Genomic DNA, 17045 nt, shown 5'->3' on the forward strand with positions numbered 1-17045 from the left:
GCTATTCATTTACAGCGTTATAATAAATAAAATCATTTCCGAATTGAGCAATCATTGTATCAGCAGTTGCTGAAACTACATAAAAACCCAATTTTTGTTGCTCTAATGTATCTGTGATGATAATAAAAGAGCCATTACTCACAGGTGTAAAATAACCTTCAAAACTATCATCTTCACCTTCTTCACAGTTTAATTGTTCACTTACATATTTGAAGTCACCATTTCGATAAAAAATCAACTGATCATCTTCTAAACATTCAGGAACAGGTCTTTCTACTCCAGAAGCAACATCTACGTAGCGATTATAAGCCCAATGTTTTCCGTCTGCAGCTGTCATATTACCTAAAAATGAATTCCAAATAATGACAGTTATCGAATTTCTATATCCAATCTCAGTTGCAAAAACATCTACTGCTGTCGACACTAATAAATTGTTTTTTTCAACATCATTTGTATCTACATATACAGCAGAAACATAATAGGTTCCTTCGTCTAAATCTAAGAAAAATGCACGCCCGTTTTCATCTGTTGTACTTGTATTTCCAACTTGATTTGTTTCATTGATAAAATCATTTTCTGTTTCATATAATTTCACCTCACAACCTTGCACTAAATCTCCTGATTCATCTCTAATAAGGACATATAAATCTCCATAAGGTTTAGGAGGATCACATTGAAAGCAGAGTAGCGTGAAAATAAACAGTATAGATAGTTTTAGATATTTCATTAAAAATCGATGGTCTTCTGTTCTGGTAATAATTTAAAAGAATTTCTATGCCAAGGAGTAGTTCCATACTTTGCGATTGCTGCTCTATGCAATTTTGTAGGATAACCTGCATTTTTCTCCCATCCATAGTGAGGAAACTCTTTTGCTAGATTCGCCATTAACTCATCACGGTGTGTTTTGGCAAGAATAGAAGCTGCAGCAATACTTAAAAATTTGCCATCACCTTTTACGATACATTCGTGTTCAATTCCTTTATAAGGTCTAAAACGATTTCCATCAATCAGTAATAATTCTGGCTTGACTTTCAGTCCGTCAACACAACGGTGCATCGCGGTAAAGGAAGCTTGTAGAATATTAATTTTATCAATTTCTTTAGCTTGTACTTCTATTACTTTGTAATCAATCGCTTCTTTCAAAATTACTTCACGTAAGATTTCTCTTTTCTTTGCCGTTAGTTTCTTAGAATCGTTCAAATCAGGGTGTGAAAAATCTTTTGGTAAAATAACAGCAGCTGCCACTACAGGCCCTGCCAAACATCCTCTACCTGCTTCATCCAAACCTGCTTCTACTTTATCGTCTGTAAAACTTGTTGCTAACATAGTGATTAATTCTGTTCTCTAATTATCAAAAAAGCGAATAATATTGCTAGTTAAGGATAAAAAAAGAGTGAAACAAACAGATTGATTCACTCTTCTAAAAATAAAAGAAATGTTTGAATTTACATCGTTACTAATTCATCGATCAGTGTTGTAAACTCAGCAACATAATCTTCATAATATTTTCCAGTTCCAGGTCCCGTAAAGCCTGTATGAATTTCTGCTACTTCTCCTTCTTTATTCAATACGATAGAAGTAGGAAATGACATTACTTTGTTCAACATCGGTAAGGCTTGAGCAGTTTGCTGAGGTGTTCCAGCATAGACTACATCATAATTGATATCCAATTTATCTTTCATTCTATTGATACGTCTGTAGGCTTCAGTAGGCTCTTCAGCTCTTTCAAAAGATAATCCAATAATCTCTAATCCTTTATCCTTATATTTATCATAAAGAGGCACAAAGAAATTTGATTCATCCAAACAGTTCGGACACCAAGATCCCATAATTTGAACAATCACTACTTTGTCTTTGTATTTATCATCCTCTAAAGAAACAGATTCTCCTTCTTCATTTTTGAAAGAAAAAGTGAATTTATCAAATCCCTTGTTGAGGTAAGTTAAACTTTTTGAATCTGGTAAAGATGCTCTAGGATCATTGATTCCTTTCCAATCTTCTACTCTTGATTTGCCTGACCACATTTTACCATTGACTAGCTTATCTCCTTCTAATTCTGCTTCAAAACGAAGAATGTGCGTACCATCAAATGAAGATAAATACATTTTATTTCCCGAAACACTCCCTTCCAAGAATCGATAATCACCACTTGCTGTCAAGAAAGTTCCTGTTAAGTAATCTTCGTGTTGATTAAAAAGACCAACTGCATCTGTTTTACCTAATTTGACAGCATATGTTCCTGTAAGATTTACAGTTGGTTTTTCACCTTTTGGGAATCGACTTTCACTTCCTTTTACTGCTTTAAAAGGAAGACGGTAGCCATTATTTCTAGCAAATTGTCCATTGATACTCTCTTCTCCTTCTTTTACGATTAATTCTGCATCAAAAATTAAAAGAGGGATATGTAAGGAATCTCCTTCGTATTTTATTTCATCCAATACTAACCTTTCTTCTCCATTAATAATGGTCCATTTCTGATTTTGGCCTTCTCCTTCAATCGTTAAATAGAAGGGTATTTCTTTTTGGTGAGCATTTGTAATGGAAGCTCTCCATTTTGTAATTTCTTTAGTAGATTCTTTCTTAGTTTCATTACTTGTTGTACATGAAGTGAAAAGAATACTAAAGATAATAGATAAGATAAATACGTTTCTTATTTTCATTTAATTGATTAGTTGGTGTTTTGATCGTAATGTGATAATAATTGCATGGTTAGATGCTTCATTTTTTTGGTTTCTCCGTAAACGAAAAAACTCCTTAACAAATGTAAGGAGTTTCTTTATTAATATTTTATAAAAATTACTTTTTATGCTCTAATTTCCACCAATCGATACCTTTTTTCATTTCAATACCTTTTTTATCTCCGATATTAAACTGAGCAAAACTATCATGGTGTACCCATAACTTGCTTCCTTCGTCTACTTCCCATTCACCATAACTGGCATTCCCGAAGTAATCAACATGTTTTAATACAGCTGTATGGTCTGCTTTTTCAGGGTCTACCATTTCTAACCATTCTGGTCTAGCCATGTATTCTCCATCTTCTTTTACTACACCTAACTTCTTTAATTCACTTGTCGCTAAGACATTACAGTGAGGGAAGAAGTGGGCTGCATATTTATTTAGCGGTTGCTTATAAATTTCAGCTGGAGTAGCGATCTGAATAAGTTTACCTCTAGACATTACACCAATACGGTCTGACATTGCCAACGCATCATGTGTGTCATGTGTTACGAACACAACAGAAATGTTTGCTTCTATGGCAATATTTTTCACCATTCTTCTTAGATCACTTCTCAAAGCCATATCCAAGTGAGAAAATGGTTCATCTAATAAAAGAATTGGCGGTTCATCTGCGATCGCTCTTGCAATTGCTACACGTTGTTTTTGTCCACCTGATAATTCTTTTGGTCGAGTATCACGGTAATCTTCTAATTGACAGATACGTAATAACTCGTTTAATCTATATTCTTGATATTCTTTCGTCGTACGTCTGATAGGATATTTGATATTATCCGCCACAGTTTGATGGTTGAAAAGATTGTAATCTTGCTCTACCAATGCAATTTTGTCGTGACCTGCTAATAACCTTTCGTGTGGTCCTAAGATACGTTCTCCATGAACATAAGCAGCCCCATCATCAGGTCTCATTTGTCCAGAAAGTAACTTTAATGTAGTCGTTTTACCACAACCGCTTCGCCCTATCAAAGCAAAAACCTCCCCTTCTTTCACATCAAAAGATAAACCGTTAACAGCTAGTTTACCTTCTTCATAAGATTTAGAAAAGTTTTCTACTCTTAGAATTGTTTTTCTCTTTGACATATAATTGTTCGTATTTCGCCACAAAAATAACTGATTATTTAGAAACACCCTCAATCATTTTGATGTATTTATAAATAAGAAAGGTGAAATGCACCTGAAATGCGTTTCACCTTCTTAATTAAACTACTGATCTATATTTTTAAGACTTTGGAATGGTAAAATAGAAACAACTTCCTTCTACTTCATTTCTTTCCACCCATATCCTTCCGCCATGTAAATCAACGATTTTTTTGCATTGGGCTAAGCCAATACCTGTACCTCTAAAATCTTCATTCATCCTTTTGAAAAAAGAGAATACCTTTTCCTTATGTTTCATGTCAATACCTATGCCATTATCCTTCACATAAAAAAGCCACTCAGACCCTTTGTCATTTGCTCCAATCTTCAAAATAGGTGTGATATCTTTATTTTGAAACTTTATAGCATTACCAATGAGATTTTGCAAAAGCATATGAAACTCTACAGCATAACCATTAATTTTAGGTAGCATCGTTTTAAACAATTGTACCTTATTTTCCTCTATTGTAAGGGTAAAATCTTCTAGTACATTATTTAAAATCTTATGTGTATCAATTTCTTCTTTTTCACTTTTCACTCCCAATTGACTAAACTCTAAAATAGTATTAATCAATCGACCCATTCTACTTACACTTTGATTCATATAGTCAAAATAAGTATTCCATGCGTCAGGGATTTTTTCTTCTTTATCTTCTTTCATCAATTGCACTACTCCTTTTATATTTCTCAAGGGAGTATTCAAATCATGAGAAACGATGTAGGCAAATTGTTCTAGTTCTTTGTTCTTTTGGGCAAGTTCTTTGAGTTTTTGGTTTAATAAATTATTCGATTTCTTTAGATCAACTTCAAGGTGTGAAATATCTCTCCAGCATGAATTACTATACAAGATATTTCCATCATTATCTTTTACAGCTTTAGTACTTAATAAAACAGAAATAGTTCCTCCATTTTTCTTCTTTACTTTCAATTCAACATTGTCAATGATTCCCTCTTCCAAAAACGTTTTAAATTCATCTTGTACCTTTTGGTGGCAAGAAGGGTCATAAACATCAAAAATTGATTTTCCGATTAGCTGATTTCTTTCATAGCCGATAGTCTCACAAAGTGTTTGATTGCAATGTAAAATAGTAGCTGATTTGGGACATACTGACAGAAACATTTCTGGTGACTTATCGTAGATCACGTTAGTAATTATGTTTGGGTCTAATAGGTCATATTTTACTAGTTCGTGAGTATTCATTATTAGTATTAAATTAAATTGGTAGGTTGATCATCTTAATTTAAGAATATGATTTTCAATAGGTTCATTCATATAAAAAAATTACAATAGAATCATTTTTTTGTCAAAAGGATAAGGGAAATTTGTTCACTATTTATTAATTTAGACTAAACAATTCAATATATAAATCTTCCGATGAATCGACGACAATTCTCTAAAAAGCTACTTGCCTCTGTTTCTAGTTTTGCACTCATGGATACCCTCACAGCTTTTAATGTTTTAGAGGCAAAAGTGAACCCGATAATCCAACATTGGAGTATTCAATTGGAAGAGTACTGTAAGGATTTCAAAAAAAATACAATCACACCTGAAGAATGGCAATCTAGAGTAGAAGAACTTTATCGTCAAATAGAGCTTCCTGAAATAATTCAATTTATTGATTTTCAAAATCTTACTAAACAATTTAATTACCCTGATTTAGGTGTTAATACCGAGCGCGTATTCTTTCCTGAATTATCAGGCCTACCCAAAAACACTACTTATTTTAAAAAGATATTTGGGATGCAAAAGGACCGTGCTGTGATCCCTCATGGACATAGTAATATGGCTTCTGCACACCTTATTTTAAAAGGTGAAATGCATCTTCGACATTATGATAAAATAGCTGAGGAAGATAATCATTTGATTATAAAACCAACCATTGATACGATTACTTGTCCTGGTGAAAGTTCTAGTATTACAGATGAAAAAGATAATGTACATTGGTTCATTGCTAATACAGATCAGGCCTTTACGTTCGACATTATATTATTGGACTTAAACAAGAAAAGCTATGACATTCATAACATAGATATTTATGAAAAGGTAGATCTCAAAGATGGGACTTATAGAGTTCCAGTTTTGGATGTTAAAACAGCTCTAAAAAAATATGGAAAACACACACATCACTAATATTTTTCCTTAAATATTCTGTGAATAAATGTAACTATTGCAATTTGTATTACGTATAATTGAAGGTGACTTACCTAAAATATTGTTTGCAATACTTTAGTATATAAGTCTTACTACTTAAAGCAAACTATCATGAAATTAAGCATCAATAGACTACAACTTAAGGCAGAAATTAAGTGGGGAAGTAAATCTGTTTTTTCTAATGTAAAAAACAGTATTTATGCTCTAATTGGAGGAGGAGTTGTTTCTTCTATTGTACTCACTTCTCCCTATTTTGATACTCTATTGGATAGCTTAATTTTCATCAGCATTCCTATCTTCTTTTTTGGTTTGACCTATGCTGTGCAATATTTCATGCAAGGTGAAGCTAATTTGATTTGTGATGCTGATGAGTTGATAGTTAAGAATCAAGATAAAACAATACAGTTATCCACTCATCAGATTGCTCAATTCTACTTAAAGTATAATAGTAATGATACCTACCAACAAGATAATGCTAAAGTTGATTTTTATTTAGTCACGAAAGAAGGAGAAGAAATTAATTGTTTTGAAGACAAATCTCTTTTTGCTGAGGAAGGTCGTCAATTAGAAAAAAGCTTAGAAAAGTTTTTGGGTATTGAAGACTTTTATGTGGAAGGAGAATATCATATAGAAGGTCATCAAAAGCAAAGTTTAATTCAAAAATCTGTATCTTCAGTGGGGCATGTAGGTGAAATTTCAACAATTGGTATTTCTGAAGGTATCATAGATAAAAAGTTTCAATTCGAATGGAAAAATGGGACATCAGATACACTAGTTTGGTTAAATAAAGGGCATCATACTGAAATACTTTACAAGACAGCAAATAGCACTTCTATCGAACATAAATTGAATTCATCTTTGTTTTTTGAAGCATTGGGATTTGAGCAGTTTTTAGGATGGGATTTAATACCAGAATTTTATTTTTATAAAGGAAAAAAATACCAACTCGTAGAAGATAAAGCGGGACATTTTATCAGTTCTTATTCTGAGCAAAAAGACATTACTGTGAAACAAAAAGTTTTTACAGCAGAAGATAAAATAAATCAGATCCGAATTTCTCAATTTCAAGAATTGACCTATGAAATTGCAATAAGTAAAATAGTTTAAGAGATGAATATTATAGAAACTAGACAAGGAGGTTATTTATTTACGTTAAAAAGTCATCTCTCGAAATCGATCAAAAGAGAATACAACAAAACGAAAAAGAACAACAATAATACAGCGGCATTCTTTTTCATTCTTTTTCTTGGGATCTTATTTTTCCCGATTTTAAGTACTTATCCCCTATTACTTAAAAGTATAGTAGTTGGTGGTTTCTCATTTATGGTCGGTCGTTATTTCTATTTCAAAAAGAAGTTGAATAAGGTAAGTTTATCGATATCTGAAGCTAGTATTGGGTTCAATACAAACATTGGAGGTGTAAGTTTTAAAAAGCATTTTTCGGTAGAGCAATTTGATCAATTGTACATCAAAAAAACAGATATTAATCAGTTCACTTTGTTTATCATCTTAAATCATGGAAAAAGAGCTACTCAATACCCTTTATTAGTTGGAGATAAAAATAAAGTTCCTGAATTAACGGATTTGAAAGATCAAATTCATGAATTCTATGGAATCAAAGAAGATCTTTTTGAAGGTGAACATATATACAATGAGCTCAAAGAACCGAAAAGGAAACGTCAGTTTTTTAAAATTTTTGATCAAAATGTAAATGATATACGCAAAAATGGTGTTTTAACTATTGCAGGAAAAGATCATCTAGTATCAACTATTGAACAAATTGATTGGCAGACAGGCTTAAGTTCTTTTCAGTTCCAAATTGAAGAATTATTTTATTTATATTTTCATTTTTCTTCGATTCAAAAGTATATCATCAAAGAGCGTAAATTGTCAGAAGATATTGACATTCTCAATTTTCATTTAACTTCTGACGTTATAAATTTACCTCAGAAAGTTGAGGTAAATGCCATTACCTTTTACCAAAATGAACTGAATAAAGGACTACTTTATAATGAAAAAAACACCTATCAAATAGCTTCTTCACAAGCAATTTATGAAGATACAAATGGTGAGTTTTTCTTAAGAATAGTAGAGGTAGACTCACAATGCCAAGCTTATATCGGTCAAAAAGTAGAAGAGTATCAATTGGAAGAGATTTTACCTGAAGTAGAAGAATAGAAATAATGAAGATAACTAAAAGCAGACAAGAATTAAAAATAGAAATCAACTGGAACGATGGAAAAGCCGATAAGGACCTAAGTATTGGAGGATTAATTATCTTGGGTTCTTTCATCTTTGAATATCTATTCTTTGGACACTATTTCACAGGTAGTTCTTCTACGATTCTTCTTAGTATAATTTCACCAATAACCATTGCTACTTTTTTCATTTTAATTAAAAGAGTACGTCGTGGTTCTTCCCTTGTACAATGCTATGAAGACGTATTGATCATTTCCAATAATGGTAAAAGAAAGGTTTTTAACACCAATAAAATTGCTCAATTTTATCTTTCATATGTTAGTAGTCGACATGGACTCAATGTTTTCTTAAGAAATAAAGATGATGAGGATTATGACTGTTTTAATGCACGTGTTTTGGTTCCAGAAAAAGCTAGAGAACTCGAAGAAGCTTTAGAAAAGTTCTTAGGAATCGAGGATTATTATATAGATGGGGAGTATCAAACGGAAGGTCATCAAAAAAGTGAACTTAAAGAACAAGTCAACACTTATACTCCATTTAAAGGTGAGGTTTTTTCAGAGAAAACCATAGAAGGAATCATCGATAAGAAGTTTCAATATGAATGGAATAACGGTACAATTGATCATTTATATCGATTAAACACTGGAGGAAATAGTGTATTAATTTACAAATCCAACGATCAATTAATTCAAGAACAAACCATCAATAAAACCTATTTTCTAGAACAGGCTGAACTTCCTTTTACTATTGATTGGGACAGATTTCCAATGAAGATTTATTTTGAAAAGAATAGCTATATCTTAGAAGAGGAAAATGAAGGACAGTTCTTTAGTAATTATGTTGAAAAACAAGAAATTAAGGTAGAACAAAAACTCTATTCTTTCGAGAATCAATGGATCAGAATAGCGAAATATTCTGACATAAAAATAGAAATATCAACAGGTATAACAGTATAGATAATGCAAAGAAATAGTAACTCAGAAGAAAAACAACCACTCTCCTTCTATGCATTAATTGGAATTAATGTTATAGTAAATGATCTCAACAAGTTTATTAATGATTTCCTTGAACATAAAATAAATAAATACTTATGGAGGATTGTACTTATTTGTTTATTAGCTTTTTGGAGTATTAAATTGGCTATTCCTGTGTTATTTATGTACCTATTTATTAAAGTAAATGATTTTGCTCAAAGGTTAACACATTTAGAACAAGTCAAGGTTTCATTTTCTCGAGAAAGTGTAATTTTTGAATGCAATGTAATGTTTTCGGTATTAGAATTTAAGATCAATAGAAAACAAGTTACTGAATTTTTAATTTATCAAAATCAAGACGCTAGATATTGCATTTATGTTCAAAGAAAAGGTAAAAATACTCCTGAATTACTTTTTACTGATGATTGTAGAATGTTAGAACGCTATTTTGAAATAGTAAATGCTATACACCTTGAACTAAATATTGTACCTAAAGGTAGTGAGGGTTTTATTGATTTACCGATAAAATATGTGCCGAATAGAAAAAGAGAATACTTTAAAATCTTTGATCAAGAAATTGAAGATATCAGAAAAAATGGTGTTATAGAAATCGATGGTAATAACTTCCTTGTCGAACAATCTGATCAAATTGACTGGGAGACAGGTATGAGTTCCTACCATTTCCAACTTGATAATAATACTTACTTTTTCTTTCACCCGAAGGTAGTAGATCAACTTCTCATCATTGAAAATGAGATTGAAGACTTATATGATTTAGAAAATTACTTGTTCGAAGAAGATATATCTAAAATGGATAAAAAAATCGAATACGATGGTATGACATTTTATCAATCAACTATCAATAAAGGTCAATATTTCAAAGGTGATGAGTTAGTCGATGAATTGATTACTCAAGTAACTCTGGAAGATGTCCACAAAATTCATCATCTGAGAATTGTATTGATCAACAAAAGGATAAAAGCATACATTGGAAAAATAATTGAAGAGCACCAATTACAAGAGATTTTACCAGAAATTAAGTAAAGAACAAACGTGAATATATTTGAAAAAACAAGAGGTGGCTACGCTATGTCTTTTAAAGCAAGCATCAGTAAGAGTCTTCGAAAGACTGGATTGAGTCAAACAAGATATATTTATTTAGAAAGGGAAGTGAGAATATTATTTGTTGCATTATTAATCTTCGCTTTATTAAGTTTTAAAATCCCTTTTCTATTCATAGCCTACTTATTGATCTATTTTATTTTTCGATATAAAAAGTATCAGAAAAAGTTAAATAAGCAAGAGACAATATCCTTGGCTTTATCTGAATATAATATTTATATCAAAAGTCAACTTCTAGATTTACCTTATGATTACACCATTAATAGCAATAACATTAATGAGTTTTATATACTTCCAATCGATGATATTAAATACGGACTATATGTTAAAAAAGTCTATCAAAAGGATGAACTTTTATTTGTAGGAGAACATCATAAACTTCCTGAATTTATTGATATAGTAAACTTCTTACATCAATTTTTTGGAATTGTTCCTGAAGGTGTAGAGGATTCGATTAATCTCACAGTGAAGGAAAATCCAAATAGAAAAAGAGAATACTTTAAAATCTTTGATCAAGAGATTGAAGACATCAGGAAAAAGGGTATTATTACTATTCAAGATAATGATTATTTCATCGATGAAATCAATCAGATAGATTGGGATACAGGAATGAGTGCCTATCGTTTCCAATTAGACACAAATACCTACTTATTTTATTACCCTAAAATTGTAGACCAATTATATGTAATTGAAAAAGAAGTTTTCGATGTAAAAGAATTACAAGAATTTGATCAGACACTATCTGATATAGATAAAAAAATTGACTATCTGTTTCATTCTTTTTATCAAACGTCTATCAATAAGGCTAAATATTTTAATGGAGAAAATTTAGTTGATACATCTTTCGAACAAGTAGCATATGAGGACTTAGATAAGAAATATCATTTACGTTTTACTAAAATTAATGGTGAAATCAAGGCCTTTTATGGAAAAATAATTGAGGAGTACCAAATACAAGATATACTTCCTGAAATAGAAGATTAAGCAGTTCTTTTGTTATATTATCTTACTTTCTTTGATACTTCATTTAGATTCTCTACATTATTAGCGGCACAAAGTAATTTTATTTAATTACGTCATAACTTTTATGGATTTTTCATTTTGAATACTACTATTTAATGTTGATTTCTTACAAGTTGTATTGGCCGTAAAATTTAAATATTGACATGGGAAGATCTCAACAATCGTTTAGTAAAGCAGAAAAAGAGAAAAAAAAGCAGAAGAAAAAACAAGAAAAGCTCGCTAAGAAAGAGGAACAAAAGAAAAACAAAGGCAAAAGTGACTTAGAAAGCATGATGGCCTATGTTGATGAATTTGGTAATATCGTTGATACTCCTCCAGATCCAACAGTGGAAAAAGAAGAGATTCGTTTAGAAGATATTCAAGTTTCAGTGGCAAGAGATGGTGAAGAACCTGCGAAGAAGCAAGGCCGAGTGGATTACTTTAATGATGAGAAGAAATTTGGATTCATCAATGAAAAAGGAAGAAGAGGTAGACATTTCTTCCACATTTCAGGTGTAGTACCAGGTTATGATATACAAGAAAAAGATTTTGTTGAATTTGATTTCGAGGATACTCCTAAAGGAAAAACTTGTGTCAATATCACAAAAGCTGAATAATAAAAAAGCCAAGAAGTTTATCGCTTCTTGGCTTTTTTATTTAGTTCAAATTAAAACACAGCACTGAAATATCGTCTTCCTGTTCTCGTGCAAAATTTTGACTTATATATTCTTCAAAACTTTCTTCCCAAGATTTACTCATACCTTGGTAGAATCCACCGATTACACCTTCAAGTTTTTCTGTACCCACTGCCTTTCCTTTAGCGTCTTTCTGCTTGACAAAACCATCCGAAGAAAGTACTATTACATCATCCGAATCCAATGCATATTCACGATCTAAATAAGGTATAGAATTGTCTGCATAAGTTGTCGTACCAATAGACCTATCAGAACTCTTCAGTTTAACCATTCCAGAATCCTTAATAATATAACCTATACCATTTGCTCCAGAATACATCAAGTTATTGTCTTCTATATACAAAATAGATAAGTTACACCCCTTATCATTGATGTTACTATACTGATTAAAATTTTCCCTTACGTATTGGTGGAGGTCATAAATCAATTCTGATGGACGTGTTGGTAACACTTGGATTGTATCTAAATAAGAGATAATTACAGAACCTAATAACATACCTGTCATCCCTTTATTATAACAGTCAATCAACACAATTAGGGTTGTATTTCTAAAATTATTGACATAATAATAATCCCCTCCTACAGTATCTTTTGGCTTATAATAAATATAATGTTCTGCGAAATAATCACTTAAAACTTTCTGACTCGGTAAAGTATTCAACTGGATTTTAGAAGCATATTCAATACTACTTTTAATGGCTTCTAAGCTATTTTCTGCTTTTAATTTATCTGTTTCCAATTGCTCTTGTTTCATCTTTTCCAATTCAATTTCCTTGGTCTGAACGGCGATGATTTCTTGTTGTTGCTGCTTTAGTTCTTCCTCTTGTTGTAATACCTCTTTCTGTTTTACTTTTAATTGAGCAATGGCTTTGTTCTTGATTTTATCATAATTCATGATTGTTACAATAACATCTAAGCCAACGCCCGTCATAATTGCATAAGAGAAAATCTGAATATTTGTCGATGCAAAATCAAGTTGATCAAATGGATTTAATCCCATTAGATCTGTTGCAAAAGTGATGGAAATAATTGCTAAAACACTAAACGTGAAGATCTTTCCCACTCTACTTCCAAAAGAAAGATGTGCAGACATAATGGGTGATAAATAGAAATAACATACAGGTGTAGTCAATCCACCTTGTACCACACTAAATGAAAAAACTATAAAAACCATATACACATGTAGCACATAGTTTTTAAAACTTCTACTATAAGGTGTAAATAATAAAACACCATATACGACCGCGTGTCCGGCAAGCATATATGCCTCTTTGTATAGTTGTAATGGTACATCGACAAAGATAAACGCGATAATCAAAAAGAAAATCAAATTCAGCTTCGTCTTTAAAAAATGATTTTGGCTGTTCATTTCAGAGTTATGTTAAGTCACTTTGTAGGAACTAGAATATAAGATTAGGTAATGCTGGTTCTAATTGATTGTATATTTATCTAGTTAAAAAAATCACAAAGTAAAAGAGTTATAAAATAAGTATTACGTAAAATAATCATTATAAGATAATTTCTCTAGTGAGATATTACATTAGAATCTTAACAAAAAAAATCATTTTATTATTCAGTACCTAACGAGTGTTTGCAAATATTTATTAATAAAAGCTAACATGAATTGGATGAAAGTAAAGTTTATCATTTTATATACCTTTAGTAGCATTGATTTGAATCAATAAATGATTGTACATTTTTCTTAAGCCTCTCTAAATAATTGATATGGCTTATTTTTATTCTTTCATTTTTTTTGAATGTGCTGAAAAATAAGAATCTTATTTTTTGACTTTTAATTCTCTTTTCTAAATTATGATTCAATTTATTTAGAAATTCATGCTGTCTTAATTTATTAGTATCATTTTTATTTATGATTTCTCTATATTTTTCTTCACGATCAAAATAAAGTTTCTTCCAATCACTAGTGGTAAACATATCCTTCCTTTCAACATAAGATGAAATTTTGAAAACACCTAAATTTGCAGCATCACTATAGATTTGTATGGTATTAGGTGCTACTTCTTCAAAATCTACATAATCACCAATATATCTTTTTAAAATATTGTGCAATGTATCGATATTGTTTACATCAACTAGTTCTAATGAAAAAGTATAAAATTCCTGTTCTTTAGAATTTCTATTTCCATCTAATTGAATGATTAAATTATTATCTTTTTGTTTTACAGCTAATAAATCAAACATTAATTCAGCATTTACAATATTCATGTTTACTAAATTCTTAAATTGAGAAAAATAATTTCTAAGCACAAGCCCTATCTATAGCAAAGGCTTGTACTTTTAATTTACATTAATCTAAAAACTTATTGAGTTCATTTGGATCTGAAGCCCAGCCCAAATCATAAATCACATCAGCATCTTGTCGATTTTCTTTAATCTCTAAATGATGTAATTCTGCTTTCAACTTTAGAATATCTCCTATTTTAATTTTAGCATTCATCTTTTGAATTAAACCTTCAATTGCTTTCACATCCATATTCTGAATAATTTGACCATTAAAGTCCATTTCCAACCAAATGATTTCCCTTTTTTGAATATCTAATACTCCAAAAAGCAACCCTTTCGTCAAACCTTCTTTGATACGAATCAGTTTTTGAACATGCAATGGATGATAAGCTACTCCTGTTTTAGAAATTGTCATTGGATAAGCTGAATCCATCCAACCTACTTTCATATTTGGACTTAAGTTACCATTGGTATAGGCATTACAAGTAAAAGTAACATATCTAGCTCCCTACTTTTCTAGGTAAGGAATATCTATATCAATGTATTCAGCTGTACCCACATTATCAGGAATATACTGAATGTCACCACTATGTTTACATCCTGGAACTTGAAGATTGGAATATGAACAATATTCTTTTTTTTCAGGGTAAATGACTAGACAACTTAAATCCATATCTAAATGTTGAGCTTTCAAACCTTCTCCCCATTGAATAAATAGCCTTACTTTATCACCCTTTAATTTATACCGAGCCCCAGCTGGAACATGATCTACATCTTGAATATGATTACTTCGATCTCCGATTGAAAAAGGAATATCAAATAAATGAGAATCAATAAACATTGTATAGTGTTCACTCTTTTGTTCCATTAATTTTGTTCTAATTACCTCATATGTCAATTGATTGATCTGTTTGATCATATTTTGAATATCCTCCTCTGTATACGCTTCAATTAATGGATTTTTGGGAATTCGCTTACTCATTCCCCCAAGAGGTCTAACCACTCTATTAACTGAGTTATCAAAATACGTATCAGCATACATATTCAATGTAAACACAAGTCTAGTTGGTAACTGATGCATCACTTTTTTGAAATGATCAATTGTCACTTCCGGTCCAAACCAAAGCATAGATGAGAATAGAGAACGTGCAAATAAACTTGGTCTTTGCTTCAATAATTCGAATGTTTGTTCAGCATCAACTTTTAGCTTCGATTCTTGCACTTTGCCCTGCCATACTTCATAATCTTTATTATAAAAGACATCGAGTAATTTTGCCAAATGTTCAAAACCTTTACGTTTACTATATTCAGCTAACCTTAATGCTCGAATTACTCTTACCCAAATACCTCTTTGAGGATGCATGTTTTCACATTGTTTTCTCACCTCCATTTTCAGATCATTTAACCAATAGGCATATATTTTGGCTTCTGTTCTTGAAAATTTCAGTTTAAGCTTTTCAGTCAATCTTTGTTTCGTTATCTCTTTTTTATCAAGAGATTGATGAAGATTACGGTTATTTAATGCTCCTCTATGAATGATTGTTTTTGGCTTCACAAGTTGAACATAACCAGTATGTTTAAACCATAAATAGCGTAAAATATCACTTGGAGACTGAAAGTAAATAGTAGCCTCTTTACTTTTTCCATTTTTCACCATGGCATCCACTACATACATTACTGTTTCTTTCATTCCAATTTCTACATCTTTCGGCATCTCAAACAAGTGTAGTAAAACGGTTAGTTCTTCTTGCTGTGTCGCATCCAATGGTACATTAGAATTTAATAACCCCCTTAAATATTTTTTTGCCTCTTCATCAGTCCAGAGAGTTAGCATTTTCAGAGATTTATTCTCTATCTCAATAACTAACTTCTCTAATCGAAAAGGAGTACCACAAATAGGACATCCATTAAAGTTTTTAATGAAAAAGGAATCTTCTGGTAAGTAATGATTACAAGGTAATCGGTAACCACTTTTCAATCCAATCAAATTGTTGATCCAAACTTCCACTTTATCTCCAAATGGAATAATACTCAAAGGTTTATCCCATTTTTTAATCAATGGTGACCAGTTTAATGAAAGACCATATACTTCTTTAAATACAGAATAAATAGCCATCTTTTGAGGAACTCTCAATTGGTTTAAAACCAACAGTAGTTCCGGTGAGAAATGGAAACCTGCTTTTTTAAAAAATTGAAGAAAAGTATATGTATGTTCATTTATAGGCGTTTTTTCTCCTTCATTTTTTTGATCTATCGAAATATATAATGCTCCTTTTCGGATTGCTATTTTTTGTAATTCATTTTTCATAAGAGTAAGTTTAATAGCCCATGCAGAACGCATGGGCTTGATTAATAAGTTGAGGTAATTGTATTACTACAAGATCCCTAATATTGTGAGCAAGTGCTCAGAAGTAAGTAATAATTGACCTCAAAAAGGTAATTGCTCCTCTAGTGCAACCAATCGTCTAGCTGGGATTCGAACCCAGAAAAAAGAAGTAAGAGGAGATTGACCTATAAAAGGAAATTCAAATTCAATGGGATTCGCCCCCCCCTTTAACCGAACATAAAAGTATGAATTTGTTGACCTTTAAATAGCGAGACAGGTGGGAATCGAACCCACGCCCCAAAGTTTAACTATAAGTAAGTTTTTTTTGTCCTAGATGGTAATTAAAAAACATATCTTTTGCTCTACCTACTGAGCTACTGTCTCAAAAAAAGATAATAGTAGAAGTATATATGTTTACTGATAAATGAAGTAACTTCTACTTGACCTTTTATTAG

At 31.2% G+C, this 17045-nt stretch carries 16 protein-coding genes and 1 tRNA gene; 7 read left to right on the forward strand and 10 right to left on the reverse strand.

What is annotated here, in order from left to right:
- Window position 1: 1 nt before the first annotated feature.
- The 5 genes from ACXAHM_RS04440 to ACXAHM_RS04460 all read right to left on the reverse strand — a co-directional run bounded on the left by ACXAHM_RS04440 (window position 2) and on the right by ACXAHM_RS04460 (window position 5077).
- Window positions 2–727 carry a carboxypeptidase-like regulatory domain-containing protein gene (locus ACXAHM_RS04440; RefSeq protein WP_474959200.1) on the reverse strand — a complete coding sequence of 242 codons (726 nt, stop codon included), beginning with the start codon at window positions 725–727 and terminating at the stop codon, window positions 2–4.
- On the reverse strand, window positions 727–1326 hold the full coding sequence (locus ACXAHM_RS04445) for a ribonuclease HII (RefSeq protein WP_474959201.1): 600 nt from the start codon (window positions 1324–1326) through the stop codon (window positions 727–729). Before ACXAHM_RS04445 ends, ACXAHM_RS04440 begins: the two co-directional genes overlap by 1 nt.
- Before the next feature lie 119 nt (window positions 1327–1445).
- Window positions 1446–2660, reverse strand: a complete 1215-nt coding sequence (locus tag ACXAHM_RS04450; RefSeq protein WP_474959202.1) for a peroxiredoxin family protein — start codon at window positions 2658–2660, stop codon at window positions 1446–1448.
- 136 nt (window positions 2661–2796) lie between these two features.
- A complete protein-coding gene (locus tag ACXAHM_RS04455; protein WP_474959203.1) occupies window positions 2797–3819 on the reverse strand; it encodes an ABC transporter ATP-binding protein in 1023 nt (340 codons plus the stop codon).
- Between the two features lie 139 nt (window positions 3820–3958).
- Window positions 3959–5077: a PAS domain-containing sensor histidine kinase gene (locus ACXAHM_RS04460; protein WP_474959204.1), complete on the reverse strand. Its 1119-nt coding sequence runs from the start codon at window positions 5075–5077 to the stop codon at window positions 3959–3961.
- A gap of 174 nt (window positions 5078–5251) precedes the next feature.
- On the opposite strand from ACXAHM_RS04460, the gene ACXAHM_RS04465 reads away from it, so the two are divergent.
- The 7 genes from ACXAHM_RS04465 to ACXAHM_RS04495 all read left to right on the forward strand — a co-directional run bounded on the left by ACXAHM_RS04465 (window position 5252) and on the right by ACXAHM_RS04495 (window position 11942).
- A complete protein-coding gene (locus ACXAHM_RS04465) occupies window positions 5252–6007 on the forward strand; it encodes a cupin domain-containing protein (RefSeq protein ID WP_474959205.1) in 756 nt (251 codons plus the stop codon).
- Window positions 6008–6139: 132 nt separating this feature from the next.
- Window positions 6140–7135: a hypothetical protein gene (locus ACXAHM_RS04470; protein ID WP_474959206.1), complete on the forward strand. Its 996-nt coding sequence runs from the start codon at window positions 6140–6142 to the stop codon at window positions 7133–7135.
- 3 nt (window positions 7136–7138) lie between these two features.
- Window positions 7139–8206 carry a hypothetical protein gene (locus tag ACXAHM_RS04475; protein ID WP_474959207.1) on the forward strand — a complete coding sequence of 356 codons (1068 nt, stop codon included), beginning with the start codon at window positions 7139–7141 and terminating at the stop codon, window positions 8204–8206.
- A 5-nt stretch (window positions 8207–8211) separates the two neighbouring features.
- On the forward strand, window positions 8212–9183 hold the full coding sequence (locus ACXAHM_RS04480) for a hypothetical protein (protein WP_474959208.1): 972 nt from the start codon (window positions 8212–8214) through the stop codon (window positions 9181–9183).
- Window positions 9184–9186: 3 nt separating this feature from the next.
- Complete coding sequence (locus tag ACXAHM_RS04485; RefSeq protein ID WP_474959209.1) at window positions 9187–10245, forward strand: hypothetical protein; 1059 nt, start codon at window positions 9187–9189, stop codon at window positions 10243–10245.
- 9 nt (window positions 10246–10254) lie between these two features.
- Window positions 10255–11307 (forward strand): hypothetical protein, encoded by a 1053-nt coding sequence (locus ACXAHM_RS04490; protein WP_474959210.1) that lies wholly within the window; start codon window positions 10255–10257, stop codon window positions 11305–11307.
- A 182-nt stretch (window positions 11308–11489) separates the two neighbouring features.
- Entirely contained in the window at window positions 11490–11942 is a 453-nt protein-coding gene (locus ACXAHM_RS04495) for a cold-shock protein (RefSeq protein WP_474959211.1), read from the forward strand.
- Window positions 11943–11982: 40 nt separating this feature from the next.
- Here ACXAHM_RS04495 and ACXAHM_RS04500 read toward each other — a convergent pair whose 3' ends face one another.
- From ACXAHM_RS04500 to ACXAHM_RS04520, 5 genes are all read right to left on the reverse strand, one after another.
- Window positions 11983–13389 carry a PP2C family protein-serine/threonine phosphatase gene (locus ACXAHM_RS04500; protein WP_474959212.1) on the reverse strand — a complete coding sequence of 469 codons (1407 nt, stop codon included), beginning with the start codon at window positions 13387–13389 and terminating at the stop codon, window positions 11983–11985.
- Window positions 13390–13679: 290 nt separating this feature from the next.
- Window positions 13680–14246, reverse strand: a complete 567-nt coding sequence (locus ACXAHM_RS04505; protein ID WP_474959213.1) for a hypothetical protein — start codon at window positions 14244–14246, stop codon at window positions 13680–13682.
- Between the two features lie 82 nt (window positions 14247–14328).
- Window positions 14329–14712: a hypothetical protein gene (locus ACXAHM_RS04510; protein ID WP_474959214.1), complete on the reverse strand. Its 384-nt coding sequence runs from the start codon at window positions 14710–14712 to the stop codon at window positions 14329–14331.
- Window positions 14713–14772: 60 nt separating this feature from the next.
- Window positions 14773–16572, reverse strand: coding sequence for a TerD family protein (locus ACXAHM_RS04515; RefSeq protein WP_474959215.1), 1800 nt, complete (start codon window positions 16570–16572; stop codon window positions 14773–14775).
- 287 nt (window positions 16573–16859) lie between these two features.
- Window positions 16860–16974, reverse strand: a tRNA-OTHER gene (locus ACXAHM_RS04520).
- Window positions 16975–17045 lie beyond the last annotated feature (71 nt).

The organism is Flammeovirga sp. AWQ4_249 (assembly GCF_056161045.1).